Below are 19529 nucleotides of genomic sequence, written 5' to 3'. Positions count from 1 at the left end.
ATCCTAATGCTTTTTTTTCGAATCAAAAAGTGGTATAATGAAGTTTGAATTTTTAGAATAAATTGGTGAAATATGAAAATTGACAAAAAGCATTTATTGAATTACTCAATTTTGATTCCGTACATGCTGTTATCTGGCATTGGCTTGATTGTCGTTTATTCCACGACGAGCCCCATCCTCATTCAAAGTGGGCTCAATAGTTTTCGAATGGTCGCCACTCAAGCAGGTTTTTGGCTTTTCAGCTTGGTGATGATTGGGATTATTTACCGAATGAAGCTGGATTTTCTGAAGAGGCCAGGAGTGATTACGTTTGTTATCATAGCTGAAATTATTCTGCTTTTACTCTCACGCTTTATCACAGGAACGATCAATGGGGCACACGGTTGGCTAAAAATCGGCCCAGTTACTGCTCAGCCGGCAGAATATCTGAAGATTATTTTGGTCTGGTATTTGGCCCTACAGTTTTCTAAGAAACAAGAGCAAATAGAAGTATATGATTATCAAGCAATCACCTTTAATCAGTTGATTCCGCGTGCCGTTACTGATTGGCGGGTTATTGTTGCTTTCTTGATAGGCCTGGTGGTTATCATGCCCGACTTAGGAAATGCGACCATTTTGCTCTTAACAGTTTTGATTGTAATTTCCACCAGCGGAATTGCTTACAGATGGTTCTCAACCATGCTTGGTGCTGTTGTAGGAGGGTCGGCAGCAGTTTTAGCGAGTATTTGGTTGATAGGTGTCAAGCGTGTTGAGCAAGTTCCTGTTTTTGGATATGTTGCAAAGCGTTTTAGTGCTTTTTTCAACCCTTTCGACGATTTGTCTGGCTCAGGACACCAGCTGGCCAATTCTTACTATGCCATGAGTAATGGTGGTTGGTTTGGCTTAGGCTTAGGAAACTCTATCGAAAAACGGGGTTACCTACCAGAGGCTCATACAGACTTTGTTTTCTCGATTGTTATTGAGGAAGTCGGATTCTTTGGAGCAACTTTAATTTTAGCCCTGCTCTTTTTCTTGATTTTACGGATTATTCTCGTAGGTACAAGAGCCAAGGATCCATTTAACTCTATGATGGCTTTGGGAATTGGCGGTATGATTCTGATGCAAACCTTTGTTAATATTGGTGGTATTTCGGGCTTGATTCCTTCAACCGGTGTAACCTTCCCATTCTTATCTCAGGGGGGAAATAGTTTGTTGGTTCTATCAGTTGCCATTGCCTTTGTTTTAAATATTGATGCCAATGAGCGACGAAACGCCATGTATCAGGAACTAGAAGTAAGTCAATCCTAAAAGATCTTCTTGTATGTTAGCTCTTCAACAATAGAAAGGTGTAAATAATGTCATTTACAAAATTAGAAAATTATAGCAATAAAGAAATGATTCGAGAAGAAGTTTCTATTTTAACGGACTTGTTGGTAGATATTACCCGGGATATTCTCAGTCCTGACACTTTTGCTAAAATCTCCATGATTGAAGAACTAGCAGTTCAATCTAAATACCAAGAGCTGAAAGCAGTAGTAGAAGAATTATCCACGGATGATATGGTCTATATCTCACGCTATTTTGCTATTTTACCTCTACTCATCAATATTTCTGAAGATGTTGACTTGGCTTATGAGATCAATCATCAAAATAATATCGATCAAGACTACCTTGGTAAGCTTTCGACGACGATTGATTTGGTTTCAACACGAGAAAATGCACAAGAAATCCTGGAAAATCTAAATGTTGTTCCCGTTTTGACTGCTCATCCGACTCAGGTTCAGCGCAAGACCATGTTGGATTTGACCAATCATATTCACACACTGTTGCGCCAGCATCGTGATGTTAAAGCTGGTCTGGTGAACGAAAAGAAATGGTTAGCCAATCTCCGTCGCTATATCGAGCTGATGATGCAGACTGATATGATTCGGGAAAAGAAACTTAAGGTTACCAATGAAATCACTAACGTTATGGAATACTATAACAGTTCTTTTCTTCAAGCAATCACGAACCTGATGCTAGAGTATAAACGCTTAGCAGAAGAAAAAGGAATCCATTTGGAAAATCCTAAACCAATCACCATGGGAATGTGGATTGGTGGTGACCGGGATGGGAATCCATTTGTAACCGCTGAAACTCTGAAATTGTCTGCGACGGTACAGAGCGAAGTTATTCTGAATTACTACATTGACAAGGTTTATACGCTCTATCGTAACTTCTCCCTGTCTACTAATCTTTCAAAAACAAGTGAAGCTGTAGCCAAGATGGCAGCTTTGTCAAGCGACAAGTCTGTTTATCGGGAAAATGAGCCTTATCGCCGTGCTTTTCATTACATTCAGTCCAAGTTGATTCAGACCTTACTTTATCTGAAAGAAGGTAATTTCTCCGGTGAAGGGCATCGTTTGGCTGATAAAGCTGAAGCAGTCCTGCATGCAAATGCTGCTACCTCGGTCAGCCATAATGGTAGAGAAATCATTCCAAATTATATCCAGTCTAAACTTAGTGGTAGTTTAGATGAATTACGAAAAGAACAACTTCCATCTTACAAAGATGCGCAAGAGTTTAAGGAAGATCTTCTAGTTATTCGTGATTCTTTGCTGGAGCACAATGGACAAGCTCTGGTGACCGGAGAACTTACTGAATTGCTACAAGCAGTTGATATTTTTGGTTTCTTCTTGGCCAGCATTGACATGCGTCAGGATTCCAGTGTCCATGAGGCTTGTGTGGCGGAGCTCTTGGCTTCTGCTAATATCGTAAAAGATTACAGCAGCTTGTCAGAGGAAGAAAAATGCCAAGTTCTCCTCAAGCAGCTTCTGGAGGATCCACGGATCCTGTCAGCCACTCATGCACCTAAATCTGAACTTCTACAAAAAGAATTGGAGATTTTCAAGACGGCTCGTCAGCTTAAGGATGCGATTGGCGAAGATGTTATCAAGCAAAATATTATTTCTCATTCGACTAGCGTATCAGATCTGCTAGAGTTGGCGATTATGCTCAAGGAAGTCGGCTTGATCGATGAAGAAGGTGCGCGTGTGCAGATTGTACCTCTGTTTGAAACGATTGAGGACTTGGATAATTCTTGCGATACTATGGAGAAATATCTGTCTCTGCCAATTGCTCAAAAATGGATCGCTTCTAAAAACAACTACCAAGAAATCATGCTGGGCTACTCAGACAGTAACAAGGATGGTGGTTATTTATCATCATGCTGGACACTCTACAAGGCTCAGCAACAACTGACAGCTATTGGCGACAAGTTTGGCGTCAAGATTACCTTCTTCCATGGTCGCGGAGGAACTGTCGGTCGTGGCGGTGGCCCAACCTATGAGGCAATCACTTCACAACCATTGCGTAGTATCAATGATCGTATCCGCCTAACAGAGCAGGGAGAGGTCATCGGAAATAAATACGGTAATAAGGACGCTGCTTACTATAATCTGGAAATGCTTGTATCGGCGGCTATTAACCGCATGATAAGCTATAAGAAGAGTGATAGTAATACGACCAATGAATACGAGAGAGTGATGGATCGAGTGGTTGATCGAAGCTACCAAATCTATCGCGATCTAGTCTTTGGCGACGAACGTTTCTACGATTATTTCTTTGAGTCCAGTCCTATTAAGGCGATTTCTAGCTTTAATATCGGATCTCGTCCAGCCGCCCGTAAAACGATCACTGAAATCGGTGGCCTAAGAGCCATTCCTTGGGTCTTCTCTTGGTCTCAAAGTCGGGTTATGTTCCCTGGTTGGTATGGTGTCGGTTCCAGCTTTAAGGAATTTATTGATGAAGATCCTGAAAAGAATCTAGCCTTCCTACAGTTTATGTACAAGAGATGGCCATTCTTCCAGTCCCTTTTGTCAAATGTTGATATGGTCCTGTCTAAGTCCAATATGAATATCGCCTTTGAATATGCGCAACTTTGTGAAGATCAAGATGTGCGGGATATTTTCAATACCATCCTCGACGAATGGCAGCTGACCAAGGATGTTATCTTGGCGATTGAAGACCATGATGAGCTCTTGGAAGAAAATGCCTATCTCAAGGATAGTTTGAACTATCGTATGCCTTATTTCAATGTTTTGAACTATATTCAGCTTGAGCTGATCAAGCGTCAGCGCCGAGGAGAACTTTCACCAGAACAAGAACGTTTGATCCACATTACCATCAATGGAATTGCAACAGGACTACGAAATTCTGGTTGATGTATAGGCAGCTTTAAATGATATAAAAGAATCGGCTTTTGAGCCGATTTTTTATTGAGTTTAAACTATTTTGAATCAATAACTTATTTCCTGCGATTTGTGTAAATAAAAAATGAAAAAGTTTTCATATCTGTGCGCTAAAATACTTGAAAGTGTTTACAATTAGTGATACAATGATAAGTGTAGAAAAATGAAAACGATATTTTCAACAAAAGAAAGGAAACTATATGAACACAGACGACACAGTAACCATTTATGATGTCGCCCGTGAAGCGGGAGTTTCAATGGCGACAGTCAGCCGAGTTGTAAATGGTAACAAGAATGTAAAAGAAAATACACGAAAAAAAGTACTAGAAGTAATTGAACGTCTTGACTATCGTCCTAATGCAGTTGCCCGTGGTTTGGCCAGCAAAAAAACGACCACTGTTGGTGTTGTAATTCCCAATATCACGAATAGTTACTTCTCTACTTTAGCCAAAGGGATTGATGATATTGCCGAAATGTATAAGTACAATATCGTCCTGGCAAACAGCGATGAAGATGATGACAAGGAAGTTTCGGTTGTTAATACCCTTTTCTCTAAGCAAGTAGATGGTATTATTTTTATGGGCTACCATCTGACAGAGAAAATTCGTTCAGAATTTTCACGTTCACGGACACCAGTGGTTCTAGCGGGCACGGTGGATGTAGAACATCAGTTACCAAGTGTCAATATTGATTATAAACAGGCAACCGTTGATGCTGTGGAACTATTGGCTAAGCGCAACAAGAAAATTGCTTTTGTCAGCGGTCCTTTGGTAGATGATATCAATGGTAAAATTCGCTTGTCTGGCTACAAAGAAGCTCTGAAGAGCAAGAAAATTTCATACAGCGAGGGCTTGGTCTTCGAGTCTAAGTATAGCTACGATGATGGTTATCATCTAGCTGAACGTCTGATTGCTTCAAAGGCAACAGCGGCCTTTGTGACCGGAGATGAGTTGGCAGCAGGTTTGCTTAATGGTTTGGCCGATCGAGGTGTTCGTATTCCTGAAGACTTTGAAATCATTACTAGTGATGATTCGCAAATCGCTCGCTTTACTCGCCCTAATCTGTCTACTATCGGACAACCTCTGTATGACATCGGTGCAATTAGTATGCGGATGCTGACGAAGATTATGCATAAAGAAGAGTTGGAAGAGCGCGAAGTTCTCCTAGCTCATACGATCAATGAACGTAAATCAACTCGTAAATAATAAATTGATACGGGATGGGACGGAATTAAATTTTGAAAGAATTTAATTCTGTCTCGTTTTTTATTTTAGTTAAGCACAGTCGCCGAATATAAAAGACTCTGAGTTTCTTCTTTACAGAAATTTAGGTATAATAGAAGCAGGAATGTTGAAAATCATTGCTTGTCCAATCTGCTTAACTGATAGGAATGAAGAGGTCAGGAGTTAGCCAAGATTTGGCATAGATTTTCAGATAAAATGTAAAAATAAAGAAGTGGAAACGCATTTTTTCTGTCTTCTTTTTACTAGTAGGCATCATTTATTGTAGCTGTATTAAGGAGAATTTTGTGATTACACAACTAGATACCAAGACTGTTTATAGCTTTATGGATAGTTTAGTCTCTATCAAAAAATATGTTCAAGGGGCCAAGGACTTGGGCTACAAAAGTTTGGGCATGATGGATGTGGACAATCTTTATGGGGCTTATCATTTCCTAGAGGAGGCAAAAGCGGCAGGACTTCAGCCCTTGCTGGGTCTGGAAATGGAAATTTATAAAGATGGAAATCCTCTCAATCTGAGACTGTTAGCCATAGATAGTCAGGGTTATCGCAATTTGATGAAGATTTCGACTCTAAAAATGATGAATCGTCAAAATTGGGAAGATTTTCAACATCTTTTTAAGGGGCTGGCTCTGATTGTGCCAATCTTTGAGGGCGTGGATCAACTAGATCTTGGCTTAGACTTTTATGTTGGGGTCTTTCCGGATACGCCTAGACAGGAATTGACTAGGTCAGTCCTGCCCTTACATACGGTTCGTTATTTTGAGCAAGGAGACTTGGAGACTTTGCAGATGTTGAGGGCGATTCGGGACAATATCAGCTTGCGAGAGGTCGGCCATCTGTCAAACCATGAATTTTTATTAGCGCCAGCCTCTTTAGTGGACGCTTTCGCTGAAAACTTTCCAGAGAGTTTGACCAACTTGGAGAAATTGGTGGCTGGTGTTCATTATGAAATCAATACTGAGTTGAAACTTCCACGCTTTAATCCTGAGCGGCCAGCTGTAGAGGAGCTGCGAGAATTGGCTGAGATGGGATTGGCCAAGCGGGGACTTGCAGGGGAAGTCTATCAAGTAAGGCTGGATCAGGAGCTGGATGTCATTCATCAGATGGGCTTTGATGATTATTTCCTTATTGTCTGGGATTTGCTGCGCTTTGGTCGTAGTCAAGGTTATTATATGGGGATGGGGCGTGGTTCTGCAGTTGGTAGTTTGGTAGCTTATGCTTTGGAGATTACTGGCATTGACCCAGTAGAAAAGAACCTGCTGTTTGAACGTTTCCTAAACCTAGAACGCTATACCATGCCCGATATTGATATTGATATTCCCGATGTGTATCGGCCGGAGTTTATCCGCTATGTCCGAGATCGTTATGGTAGCATGCATGCAGCCCAGATTGTGACCTACTCAACCTTTGGAGCCAAGCAGGCCATCCGAGATGTCTTTAAGCGTTTTGGTTTGCCAGAGTACGAGCTGACCAATATCACTAAAAAAATCGGTTTTCGAGACAACTTAACCACTGCTTATGAGCGAAATATAGCTTTTCGTCAGATTATCAATAGCAAACTAGAATACCAGAAGGCCTTTGAAATTGCTAAGAAAATCGAAGGAAATCCACGCCAGACCTCAATCCATGCGGCTGGTGTTGTCATGAGCGACGATGATTTGACCAATCAGATTCCTTTAAAATATGGGGAAGACATGTATATCACCCAGTACGATGCCCACGGTGTGGAAAGTAATGGACTGCTTAAGATGGACTTTCTGGGCCTGCGCAATTTAACCTTTGTCCAGCGGATGAAAGAAGCGACTCTAGACAAATACGGAGTTGATATTGATATTGCTGGTATTGACCTGGAAGATGAGGAAACTCTACGCCTCTTTGCAGCGGGTAATACCAAGGGTATTTTCCAGTTTGAACAAGCGGGTGCCATCAGTCTTTTGAAAAGAGTCCAACCCGTCCAGTTTGAAGAAGTAGTGGCTACCACCTCTCTCAATCGTCCCGGAGCTAGTGACTATATTGATAACTTTGTCAAGCGCAAGCATGGTCGCGAGCGCGTGGAGATGATTGATCCAAGCTTGGAGGATATCTTAGCTCCAACCTATGGCATCATGCTTTACCAGGAGCAGGTCATGCAGGTCGCCCAGCGCTTTGGTGGTTTTAGTCTGGGAAAGGCCGATATTTTACGGCGGGCAATGGGCAAGAAAAATGCTGCTGAAATGCATAAAATGGAGGAAGAATTTGTCAGGGGAGCTGTCAGATTGGGGCACTCAGAGACCAAGGCCAAGGAAGTCTTTGCGGTCATGGAGAAATTTGCTGGTTATGGCTTCAACCGCAGTCATGCCTATGCTTACTCGGCTCTAGCTTTTCAGTTGGCCTATTTCAAGGCTCATTATCCAGACATCTTCTTTGATGTCATGCTTAATTATTCTAGCTCGGACTATATAACAGATGCACTCGGCTTTGGCTTTGAGCTAGCTCCCTTGACCATCCATAACATTCCCTATAAAGATAAGTTTCAGGAGCGGAAAATCTATCTTGGTTTGAAAAATATTAAGGGCTTACCAAGGGATTTTGCTTTCTGGATCATAGAAGAGCGTCAAAAGAATCCCTTTAGCAGTGTGGAAGATTTCATTTTACGCCTGCCTCAGAGTTATCATAAATTGCCGCTTTTAAGTCCTTTGGTGCAATTGGGGCTCTTTGATGTTTTTGAGCCCAATCGCCAGAAGATTTTGCACAATCTACCGAATCTTTTTGTCTTTGCGGATGAGCTGGGGAGTTTATTTGCTGATACTAGCTATTCATGGACGGATGCCGAGGATTTTACTGCTGCAGAAAAGTTTGAGCAGGAGCAAGCTCTGATTGGGATTGGACTTAGTGACCATCCACTCATTAGCTTAGCCAAGAAAGCCCATCATCCTTTTGTCTGGATTGAAGAGCTGGCCGATAATAGTAAGGCGACCATTCTAGTTGAAGTCCAGTCTATCAAGGTTATTCGCACAAAAAATGGTGAAAACATGGCCTTTATGCAAGTGACAGATACGAAGAAAAAGTTAGATGTTACTTTATTCCCTGAAGTTTATCGCCGCTTTGCTCAACTAATCCAAGAAAAAGGCTATTACTATCTGACTGGAAAAATTCAGGAGAGGGATGGCCGACTACAGATGGTTCTAGCAGAGGTGGAGAAAGCAAGCTCAGAACGCTTTTGGATCCAATTGGCTGACTCTAGTCACGACAGGCAGATTGCGGAGATCCTGCAGCGATACCCTGGGGATATTCCCGTGGTGCTACGCTATGAGAATGAAAAGAAAACGGTTCCTGCATCAGGCTTTCAAGTTCAAAAATCAGACCAACTTCAAGCTGAACTAGAAAATTACAGCATGAAAACGGTTTTTCGGTAAAAAATCAGGAAAATAAGAGAATTTTTATTCTGATTGTGGTATAATCTATAAGAATGTTAAAAAGATAAAGGAGCACATTACGAAATGAAACGTATTGCTGTTTTGACCAGTGGTGGAGATGCCCCTGGTATGAATGCTGCTATTCGTGCAGTCGTTCGTAAAGCAATTTCCGAAGGAATGGAAGTTTATGGAATTTATGGCGGCTACGCTGGAATGGTTGCTGGTGATATTTATCCACTTGATGCGACTTCAGTTGGAGACATTATTTCTCGTGGAGGAACTTTCCTTCATTCAGCACGCTACCCTGAGTTTGCAAAACTTGAAGGGCAATTAAAGGGAATCGAACAACTGAAGAAACACGGCATTGAAGGTGTAGTTGTTATTGGTGGAGACGGTTCTTACCATGGTGCGATGCGCTTAACAGAGCATGGCTTCCCAGCTGTTGGTGTACCTGGAACTATTGACAATGACATTGTCGGAACAGATTTCACTATCGGTTTTGATACTGCTGTTACAACTGCAATGGACGCGATTGACAAGATCCGTGATACATCATCCAGTCACCGTCGTACTTTCGTTGTTGAAGTAATGGGACGTAACGCTGGTGATATCGCACTTTGGGCAGGTATTGCTACAGGTGCAGATGAAATTATCATTCCTGAAGAAGGCTTCAAGATTGAAGATATCGTTGCCAGCATCAAACGTGGCTATGAAAAAGGTAAGAAGCATAATATCATTGTTCTTGCTGAAGGTGTTATGTCAGCAGATGAGTTTGGTAAAAAGCTGAAAGAAGCTGGTGATACTAGCGATCTTCGTGTGACTGAACTTGGTCACATCCAACGTGGTGGTTCACCAACTGCTCGCGACCGTGTATTGGCTTCTCGTATGGGAGCGCATGCCGTTAAACTACTTAAAGAAGGTATCGGTGGTGTTGCCGTAGGTATCCGTAATGAAAAAATGGTGGAAAGCCCAATCTTGGGAACTGCTGAAGAAGGCGCACTCTTTAGCCTGACTGCAGACGGCAAAATCGTTGTCAACAATCCACACAAAGCTGATATCGGCCTAGCAGAGCTCAATCGCAGCATTAATATTTAATTGGTCAATCAGGGGTGAAATCCCCAAATAGTAGAAGGAGTTTCTTAATATCATGAACAAACGCGTAAAAATCGTTGCAACTTTAGGTCCTGCGGTAGAAATCCGTGGCGGTAAAAAATTCGGTGAAGACGGATACTGGGGTGAAAAACTGGACGTTGAAGCTTCAGCTCAAAATATTGCAAAATTGATTGAAGCAGGAGCAAACACTTTCCGTTTCAACTTCTCACACGGTGACCACCAAGAACAAGGTGAGCGTATGGCAACTGTTAAACGTGCGGAAGAAATCGCTGGTAAAAAAGTTGGTTTCCTTCTTGACACTAAAGGTCCAGAAATCCGTACAGAATTGTTCGAAGGCGAAGCAAAAGAGTACTCATACAAAACTGGTGAAAAAATCCGCGTTGCGACAAAACAAGGAATCAAATCAACACGCGATGTGATTGCTTTGAACGTTGCTGGTGGACTTGATATCTATGATGATGTTGAAGTAGGTCGCCAAGTATTGGTTGACGATGGTAAACTTGGTCTTCGCGTTGTAGAAAAAGACGATGCAAACCGTGAATTTGTAGTTGAAGTTGAAAATGACGGTGTTATCGCTAAACAAAAAGGTGTAAACATCCCTAATACTAAAATTCCTTTCCCAGCTCTTGCTGAGCGCGATAACGACGATATCCGCTTCGGTCTTGAACAAGGTATCAACTTCATCGCGATTTCGTTCGTACGCACTGCAAAAGACGTCAACGAAGTACGTGCAATCTGTGAAGAAACTGGTAACGGACATGTTCAATTGTTCGCTAAAATCGAAAACCAACAAGGTATCGACAACTTGGATGAAATCATTGAAGCTGCTGACGGTATCATGATCGCTCGTGGTGACATGGGTATCGAAGTACCATTCGAAATGGTTCCAGTTTACCAAAAAATGATCATTACTAAAGTCAATGCAGCTGGTAAAGTTGTTATCACAGCAACAAACATGCTTGAAACAATGACTGAAAAACCACGTGCAACTCGTTCAGAAGTATCAGACGTATTTAACGCTGTTATCGATGGAACTGACGCTACAATGCTTTCAGGTGAGTCTGCAAACGGTAAATACCCACTTGAGTCAGTGACTACAATGGCTACAATCGATAAGAACGCTCAAACTCTTCTTAACGAATACGGACGTTTGAACTCAGATACTTTCGAACGTAACTCTAAGACAGAAGTTATGGCTTCAGCTGTTAAAGATGCTACAAACTCAATGAATATCAAATTGATTGTTACTTTGACTAAGACTGGTCACACTGCTCGTTTAATCTCTAAATACCGTCCAAATGCTGATATCTTGGCATTGACATTCGATGAATTGACAGAACGTGGCTTGATGTTGAACTGGGGTGTTATCCCAATGTTGACAGAAGCACCTTCATCAACTGATGATATGTTCGAAATCGCTGAACGTAAAGCAGTTGAAGCAGGTCTTGTTGAGTCTGGTGACGATATCGTTATCGTTGCAGGTGTACCACTTGGCGAAGCGGTTCGTACAAACACAATGCGCATCCGCACTGTACGCTAATTTATTTCATAGTATGCAAAAACCGATAGATCCATTCTATCGGTTTATTTTTTGTTCTAGAGTTTTTAATTGATTTCGTAATTATGAAAACTTCAAAATAAGAATATTAACATTTTGCATATCAAAAAAGAGAAGATCCTTATGATCCTCTCCAGATTTTTGACTTTTCAATCGGCCACAGTTAATAAGGAGTCAAAGAACCAATAGTGTAACGATGATAATTATGGATTATCGTTATATTATTGGTTAATAATGGATACTCTCTATATCACTTTTTCTCTTTTCTAGATTCTAATCCCCAACCGATTATCCAGCAGCAGACGAGCAGATAATTTTCAATCCAGCCCAGTAGATTCGCTTGATTCGCTTTTTCCAGATAGCCTAGCAGATGGTTGGTGCCAAAGCCCAGCCCGCCCAGAATCAGTGCTAGCAAGGTCATACGTAGATAGAGCCAATCATACTTTATGTTGGCGGCAATGACTAAAGGCAGAATAGCCAGATTCCAGAAACCAATTTCCCGCTGCCAGTAGGGAGCTAGACCATAGATGGACTCATTGCCCAAGAGCTGGGGCTGGAAAATCTGGATTATAGCCGCGCCCAGCATAGCTAAGATCAGTAAAATGAAAGTCACTCGTAAAAATTTATTCATATCTGTCTCCTTTCTTCTTTGTAGATTATAATGTTTTTGAAAATGATTTTCAAGTTTTCATTTTTTACAAAAGAAATCTCTAATAAAATATTTTACAAGCAAGTCCTATCTTTTTAGGTGCTTTTGTGGTATACTAAATTAGTTGCAGAAATACAGTTTTTCTATTCAGTGGGAACTAGCGACCGAGTCGGCGCTTTTTTAGTGCCTAGACTTGAGAGACCATATTTATGAAGAGAAGAGCGAATACTCTCAGAAAATCGAGATTTAGTAAGAGAAAAGCACTTGGTATGTTTCGATAGATGAGTATCAAAAGCCTTATAAGGTGGCTTCGCACTGCCTTTAGAAAGAAGAAGAACATTGAAATTTAATGAATTACATTTATCTACTGAATTACTAGCAGAGATTGAAAAAGCTGGCTTTGTAGAAGCAAGTCCTATCCAAGAGCAGACGATTCCACTTGCTATGGCAGGTAAGGATGTCATTGGTCAGGCCCAGACAGGGACAGGAAAGACAGCAGCTTTTGGTTTTCCAACGCTGGAAAAGATTGATACCGATAATCCTGCTGTGCAGGCGTTGGTTATCGCACCGACCCGTGAATTGGCCGTGCAGAGTCAGGAAGAGCTGTTTCGTTTTGGCCGCAGCAAGGGTGTCAAGGTGCGTTCTGTTTACGGTGGCTCCAGCATCGAAAAGCAAATCAAGGCCCTCAAGTCTGGTGCTCATATCGTCGTAGGAACACCTGGTCGTCTCTTGGATTTGATCAAACGCAAGGCGCTTAAGCTGAATCAGATTGAAACTTTGATCTTGGACGAAGCGGATGAAATGCTTAACATGGGCTTTTTGGAAGATATTGAGTCTATCATTTCCCGTGTGCCAGAAGAACGTCAGACATTGCTCTTTTCAGCGACCATGCCTGATGCTATCAAGCGTATTGGTGTCAAGTTCATGAAGGAGCCTGAGCATGTCAAGATTGCTGCCAAGGAATTGACAACGGAGCTGGTAGACCAGTATTATATCCGTGTCAAAGAAAATGAAAAATTTGATACCATGACTCGCCTGATGGACGTGGAGCAGCCTGAGCTGTCAATCGTCTTTGGTCGGACCAAGCGCCGGGTGGATGAGCTGACTCGCGGTCTGAAAATCCGTGGTTTCCGAGCAGAGGGTATCCATGGTGATTTGGATCAAGGCAAGCGCCTTCGCGTTCTGCGTGACTTTAAAAACGGCAATTTGGATGTTTTAGTGGCGACAGATGTGGCTGCGCGTGGATTGGACATTTCTGGTGTGACCCATGTCTACAACTACGACATTCCGCAGGATCCAGAAAGCTATGTTCACCGGATTGGTCGGACCGGTCGTGCTGGTAAGTCAGGTCAGTCTATCACGTTTGTAGCGCCAAATGAAATGGGCTATCTGCAGATTATCGAAAATCTGACCAAGAAGCGTATGAAAGGCCTCAAGCCTGCGACTGCAGAGGAAGCTTTCCAAGCTAAGAAAAGAGTTGCCCTTAAGAAGATTGAACGCGATTTTGCTGACGAAAGCATCCGTTCTAACTTTGAGAAATTCAGTAAGGATGCCCGCAAGCTGGCAGCAGAATTCAGCCCAGAAGAGCTGGCCATGTATATCCTCAGCTTGACGGTACAGGATCCGGATACCCTTCCTGAAGTAGAAATTGCCCGTGAAAAACCATTGCCATTTAAAGCATCTGGCGGTGGCTTTGGCGGAAAAGGTAAGAGTGGTCGTGGCAACGGTCGTCGAGGTGACCAAGTCCGTGATCGTCGTGGTGGACGCGAAGATCGAGAGGGCGGCCGCCGTGACTTTAAACGCAAGTCAAACAAGAACAGTCGCGACTTCGAAAGCAGAGGAAATAAACGCCCACAACGCACTTCTAGCGAAAAGAAAACCGGCTTTGTTATCCGTAATAAAGGCGATAAATAAACAGAAAATCCGATGTCAGCTGATATCGGATTTTTCTATTGAAAATAATTTGAATATCTTTCAAGAATTGTTTGAAAATAGCACAATGAAAACGCATAAACAAACAATAATCTATTTTTTTGAAAAAAAGTATACATTATTTTGTTTATATGAAAAAATTGTAGTATAATGATATAAGCAAAGGTGCATGGACATTAAAGTGATTTGAGGTGTCCAAGGAACCTAAGAATCAAAGGGGAAACTTTGATGAGACGTCTCTAGACATCAACAACAAGGAGGATTGTACATGAAGGAAAGTCGTCATAAAGTGATCTTACAAGAGCTGGACCAGACGGGAGTTGTGTCTGTAAAGAACCTGAAGGAATTGCTGAATGTAACAGATATGACCATTCGGCGAGATTTGATTGATCTTGAGAAGCAAGGACTTTTGATTCGGGTGCATGGTGGGGCTCATAAAAAGGTGAAAGATAGCTTGAATGAAGCTTCGCATTCTGAAAAAACGATGTTAAATATCGAAGAAAAGAAGCTGATTGCTAAGAAATGTGCTGATTTAATTGCTGAAGGAGACACAGTTTTTATCGGATCAGGTACTACAACGGATTTTATAGGCGATTATTTAGAGGGGAAAAATATCAGTATTGTAACCAATTCACTCCCTATTTTTGAAAAATTGAAGGATTACCCTAATTTTGATTTGATTTTGATCGGAGGACGCTATCGGGTCAAGACCCAGACTTTTGTGGGGCAGTTTGCCAATAAACTTTTACGAGAAATCAAGGTATCAAAGGCCTTTATTGGAGTGAACGGAATCGACGGTCACAATGTGACGACTGCCAATGAAGAAGAGGGAAATGGAAATGCCATTATTCTCAACAATGCAATTGAAAAATACATTGTTGCAGATAATAGCAAATTTGATAGCTATTCTTTCTATAGTTTTTACCGTTTGGACAATATTGACGCGATTGTAACGGATGACCATATCTCTCCGAAAGTGAGAGCAAAATATAGTTCTTACACCAAGGTTCTCTGATTTGATCGCGTTGTCATGAATGTTGATTTAAGAAATAAAAGCTGCGAATTTCGTAGCTTTTATTTCTTATTGCAGATGAATAATTGTATTTTACAGTGGACGAAAAGTTCTTGTATATCAGCTTAGACTTGCTAGGATATTCTTATGACTCGTGTTGTTCTTCAGCCATGCAGAATGACGAAATGTTCTATCTTCATATGAACATTAAAATTTTAAGTTATTAGATAAATAAACAAAAAATAACAAAACAAACTATTGACAGCGCTATCACATAATGATATAATTAATTAAACGAACAAAAAGAAACAAAAGGAGAGATGATAAAATGGCGCTTGCCCAATTATTTGATGAAAATCTAGTGTTTTGTTTACATGCAGAAAATCAAGAAGATCTTTTTCATCAAGTAGCTGATTTGTTAGAAGAAAGAGAAGTTGTAACTTCTTCTTATCGAAACGCTTTACTTGAAAGAGAAAAGGCGTTTCCAACCGGATTGGATATGGAATTTTTAGGCAAGGACTTGCCGAATGTTGCCATACCTCATACGGATATTGCGCATAATTTGACTGAAAATGTGGTAGTTGTTAAGCTAGATCAGCCTGTAACCTTCCACAATATGATTTCTCCTACGCAAACCGTTGAAGTGTCTCTCTTGTTCTTTATTATCAACAACTCTAGCTCAAGCCAGACCAATATCTTAGCACAGTTAATGGATTTCTTCACTAGTGAAGGAAATCTAGCTGGTTTAGCTTCTTTGAACTCTAAAGAAGAGTTGTTTCAATATATTTCAAAAGTTATTAAATAAATAAATCGGAGGATTTTATTATGATTAAAATTTTAGCAGCCTGCGGAGCTGGGGTAAACTCAAGTCACCAAATCAAGAGTGCTCTTGAGGAAGAGTTGTCAAACCGCGGTTATGATGTACATTGTGATGCCGTGATGGTTAAGGATGTCAATGAAGATCTAATGCAAGGTTATGATATCTTCACGCCAATCGCTGCAACGGATCTTGGTTTTGAACCAGGAATCCCAGTTATCGAAGCTGGACCAATCTTGTTCCGTATTCCTGCAATGAGCGCTCCAGTGTTTGACAATATTGAAGCAGCTATTAAAGAGCACGGACTAAGTTAATCTATTCTTTATCTTGTTAACATTCATATAACAAAAAAAGGGAGGAATTATTATGGATGTCATTATTGACCTAGCCAATAAGATTTTTAAACCCATCTTAGATATGGGTGGTCCTATCATCATGCTGATCATTTTGACAGTATTGGCTCTACTTTTTGGAGTAAAATTCTCCAAAGCGCTTGAAGGTGGTATCAAACTTGCCATCGCTCTTACTGGTATCGGTGCCATCATCGGTATGCTTAACGGAGCTTTCTCAGCTTCACTTGCTAAATTCGTTGAAAACACTGGTATCCAGTTGAACATCACTGACGTTGGTTGGGCACCGCTTGCAACTATCACTTGGGGTTCTCCATGGACCTTGTACTTCTTGCTCATCATGCTCATTGTCAATGTTGTGATGTTAGCCATAAAGAAAACAGATACATTGGATGTGGATATCTTTGATATTTGGCACTTGTCAATTACTGGCTTGCTCATCAAATGGTATGCAGATAAGAGCCATGTAAGTCCTGCTGTATCACTCTTGATTGCAACTTTAGCAGTTGTCTTGGTTGGTGTCTTGAAGATTATCAACTCTGACTTGATGAAACCAACTTTTGATGATTTGTTGAATGCACCAAGCTCATCTCCAATGACTTCAACTCACATGAACTACATGATGAACCCTGTTATCATGGTTTTGGATAAGATTTTTGATAAGTTCTTCCCTGGGTTGGATAAATATGACTTTGATGCTGCCGCTTTGAACAAGAAAATCGGTTTCTGGGGATCTAAATTCTTCATCGGTTTCCTTCTCGGTGTAGTTATCGGCATCATGGGAACTCCGCACCCAGTAGCAGGTGTAGAAGATGGTAACACATGGCAATTGGTTATTAAAGGCTGGTTGTCTCTCGGTTTGACTGCCGGCGTCTGCTTGGAGCTCTTCTCACTTATCGGATCATGGTTTATCGCAGCCGTAGAACCACTTTCACAAGGTATTACTAACGTAGCAACAAAACGTCTTCAAGGACGTAAATTCAACATCGGTCTTGACTGGCCATTTATCGCTGGTCGTGCAGAAATCTGGGCCTGCGCTAACGTACTTGCCCCAATCATGTTGATTGAAGCAGTTCTGCTTTCTAATGTAGGGAACGGTATCTTGCCATTGGCTGGTATCATCGCCATGGGTGTGACACCTGCCCTTCTGGTTGTTACTCGTGGTAAATTGCTTCGTATGATTGTCTTTGGAACACTCTTGTTACCACTCTTCCTTCTTTCAGGTACCCTGATTGCACCGTTTGCAACAGAACTTGCTAAAGGCGTAGGTGCCTTCCCTGAAGGAGTTAGCCAGTCTCAATTGATCACTCATTCAACACTTGAAGGACCAATCGAAAAACTCTTGGGCTGGACTATTGGTAATACTACTACAGGTGATATTAAAGCTATCATTGGTGCTATTGTCTTCCTTGGTGCTTATATTGGAATCTTTGCTTGGTACAGAAAGCAAATGATCAAACGGAATGCAGAATATGCAGCAAAAGCAAAATAATATCCGTTAACTATTGTTAAATATTGTAAGACTAGGGAAGCTAGATTGTCCATTTCCAATGGGAATGTTGATAATCTAGCTTTTCCTATGTGATAAATACTAAGCAGAGAGAAGTCAGAAGCCTGCCTTTATCTCTGAAGTAGAGAGGAGATTTGGATGGTGATCGCGCTAGAAAACGATAAATTGACAGTGCAGTTTGAGAAATTGGGAGGAGCACTTTCTTCAATCAAGGATAAGGATGGTGTAGAATACCTCTGGCAGGGAGATGCGACCTATTGGAGTGGTCAAGCTCCAGTTCTTTTCCCCATTTGTGGGAGTTTGCGCAATGACACCGCTCACTATGTATTAAAAGATGGTCAAGAAGCGAGTGGAGTCATTCCTCGGCATGGTCTCGTTCGCAAGAAAGAATTTGAATTAGTAGAACAAACGGATACGAGTGTGACTTTTGCTATTGAGGACACAGAGGAGATGTTTCAGAACTATCCCTATCATTTTCGCTTATCAATTCGCTATAGCTTGACTGGTAAGAAGCTTCGTACCCAGTATATCGTAGAAAATCGTGGAGATAGTGGCGCTATGCCGTACTTCATCGGAGGTCATCCGGGATTTAACTGCCCTTTATTTGATGATGAAAATTATGAGGATTACTATTTGGAGTTTGAACAGGAAGAAACCTGCAGTGTTCCTCTCTCTTATCCTGAAACTGGTATGTTGAACTTTCTGGAACGTACAAGTTTCCTAGATCATCAAAAAGAACTAAATTTGGACTATGCCATCTTTGATAAAGATGCAGTGACCCTTGATGAGCTAAAATCACGGACCGTTGCTCTTCGTTCTCGGAATCATGATAAAGGGTTACGTTTAGATTTTCAAGAATTTCCAAATCTAATTATCTGGTCAACTATTAACAAAGGGCCATTTATAGCCTTGGAACCTTGGTCAGGTTTGTCGACCTCGTTAGAAGAGGGTGATTATTTAGAAAGCAAGAAAAATGTCCGTCTACTCCCAGCAGGAGAAAAAGAAGAAATCGGATTTGATATTACTATTTTTTAAAGAAAAATTTTAAAAATGTTTAAAAGTAAACATATAATGTTGACAGCGAACATAAAATGTTGTATTATAAACTTGTGAATCAAATAACGTTTAATGTTTTAAAACATTTTAGTTCATTATATAGAAAATTAAAGGAGGACTTAATATGTCTATTATCATTGGTGCAGATGCTGCAGGTTTGAGATTGAAAGAAGTTGTGAAAGACTTCTTGGAAAAAGAAAACTTCCACGTAGTGGATGTTACGGCTGAAGGTCAAGACTTTGTTGATGTGACTCTTGCTGTTGCTGCAGAAGTAAACAAAGAAGAACAAAACCTTGGTATCGTGATTGATGCCTATGGTGCTGGTCCGTTCATGGTTGCAACTAAGATTAAAGGAATGGTTGCCGCAGAAGTATCTGATGAACGTTCAGCTTATATGACTCGTGGCCACAACAACTCACGTATGATCACTATGGGTGCAGAAGTCGTTGGTGATGAATTGGCGAAAAATATTGCTAAAGGTTTTGTTAATGGTAAATACGACGGCGGTCGTCACCAGATTCGGGTCGATATGTTGAACAAAATGTGCTAATACTCTTCAAAAATCAAGATAATCTGTCGTCAGCTCCCTTTAGCTAACTTCAGTTATGCTCGCAGCTCGCTTCCTAAGCTAATCTTGATTTTTCTTGAGTAAGGATAAATGATATGAGATTTATATAATTAATCG

General features: G+C 41.1%; 14 protein-coding genes. 13 read left to right on the top strand and 1 reads right to left on the bottom strand.

What is annotated here, in order from left to right:
- Positions 1 to 72: 72 nt before the first annotated feature.
- From ftsW to pyk, 6 genes are all read left to right on the top strand, one after another.
- Positions 73 to 1287, top strand: coding sequence for a cell division peptidoglycan polymerase FtsW (gene ftsW / locus ACWPVL_RS01760; protein WP_454386421.1), 1215 nt, complete (start codon positions 73 to 75; stop codon positions 1285 to 1287).
- Positions 1288 to 1334: 47 nt separating this feature from the next.
- Positions 1335 to 4181, top strand: a complete 2847-nt coding sequence (gene ppc, locus ACWPVL_RS01755; RefSeq protein ID WP_454386419.1) for a phosphoenolpyruvate carboxylase — start codon at positions 1335 to 1337, stop codon at positions 4179 to 4181.
- Positions 4182 to 4408: 227 nt separating this feature from the next.
- Entirely contained in the window at positions 4409 to 5413 is a 1005-nt protein-coding gene (gene ccpA, locus ACWPVL_RS01750; protein WP_061909588.1) for a catabolite control protein A, read from the top strand.
- Positions 5414 to 5736: 323 nt separating this feature from the next.
- Positions 5737 to 8847: a DNA polymerase III subunit alpha gene (locus tag ACWPVL_RS01745; protein WP_454386417.1), complete on the top strand. Its 3111-nt coding sequence runs from the start codon at positions 5737 to 5739 to the stop codon at positions 8845 to 8847.
- An 84-nt stretch (positions 8848 to 8931) separates the two neighbouring features.
- Positions 8932 to 9942 carry a 6-phosphofructokinase gene (gene pfkA / locus ACWPVL_RS01740; protein ID WP_005590682.1) on the top strand — a complete coding sequence of 337 codons (1011 nt, stop codon included), beginning with the start codon at positions 8932 to 8934 and terminating at the stop codon, positions 9940 to 9942.
- A 52-nt stretch (positions 9943 to 9994) separates the two neighbouring features.
- Entirely contained in the window at positions 9995 to 11500 is a 1506-nt protein-coding gene (gene pyk / locus ACWPVL_RS01735; protein WP_454386414.1) for a pyruvate kinase, read from the top strand.
- 268 nt (positions 11501 to 11768) lie between these two features.
- Here pyk and ACWPVL_RS01730 read toward each other — a convergent pair whose 3' ends face one another.
- A complete protein-coding gene (locus ACWPVL_RS01730) occupies positions 11769 to 12149 on the bottom strand; it encodes a hypothetical protein (RefSeq protein ID WP_454386412.1) in 381 nt (126 codons plus the stop codon).
- A gap of 357 nt (positions 12150 to 12506) precedes the next feature.
- Between ACWPVL_RS01730 and ACWPVL_RS01725 the strand changes: the two genes are divergently transcribed.
- The 7 genes from ACWPVL_RS01725 to lacA all read left to right on the top strand — a co-directional run bounded on the left by ACWPVL_RS01725 (position 12507) and on the right by lacA (position 19394).
- Entirely contained in the window at positions 12507 to 14081 is a 1575-nt protein-coding gene (locus tag ACWPVL_RS01725; protein ID WP_454386410.1) for a DEAD/DEAH box helicase, read from the top strand.
- A 286-nt stretch (positions 14082 to 14367) separates the two neighbouring features.
- Positions 14368 to 15114: a DeoR/GlpR family DNA-binding transcription regulator gene (locus tag ACWPVL_RS01720; protein WP_005590674.1), complete on the top strand. Its 747-nt coding sequence runs from the start codon at positions 14368 to 14370 to the stop codon at positions 15112 to 15114.
- A 325-nt stretch (positions 15115 to 15439) separates the two neighbouring features.
- Entirely contained in the window at positions 15440 to 15916 is a 477-nt protein-coding gene (locus ACWPVL_RS01715; protein ID WP_048763634.1) for a PTS sugar transporter subunit IIA, read from the top strand.
- Positions 15917 to 15936: 20 nt separating this feature from the next.
- The gene (locus tag ACWPVL_RS01710) at positions 15937 to 16242 is read left to right on the top strand and encodes a PTS sugar transporter subunit IIB (RefSeq protein ID WP_005590672.1); all 306 of its coding nucleotides are present in this window, start codon (positions 15937 to 15939) and stop codon (positions 16240 to 16242) included.
- Between the two features lie 52 nt (positions 16243 to 16294).
- On the top strand, positions 16295 to 17770 hold the full coding sequence (locus ACWPVL_RS01705) for a PTS galactitol transporter subunit IIC (RefSeq protein ID WP_125370638.1): 1476 nt from the start codon (positions 16295 to 16297) through the stop codon (positions 17768 to 17770).
- A 156-nt stretch (positions 17771 to 17926) separates the two neighbouring features.
- Positions 17927 to 18823: an aldose 1-epimerase family protein gene (locus tag ACWPVL_RS01700; protein ID WP_454386407.1), complete on the top strand. Its 897-nt coding sequence runs from the start codon at positions 17927 to 17929 to the stop codon at positions 18821 to 18823.
- 145 nt (positions 18824 to 18968) lie between these two features.
- Positions 18969 to 19394 (top strand): galactose-6-phosphate isomerase subunit LacA, encoded by a 426-nt coding sequence (gene lacA / locus ACWPVL_RS01695; protein WP_125379347.1) that lies wholly within the window; start codon positions 18969 to 18971, stop codon positions 19392 to 19394.
- The last annotated feature ends 135 nt before the right edge of the window (positions 19395 to 19529 follow it).

Source organism: Streptococcus sp. Marseille-Q8145, from assembly GCF_965112035.1.
The sequence above is the reverse complement of the archived record's forward strand: the minus strand, read 5'-3'. Positions and strand labels throughout refer to the sequence as shown.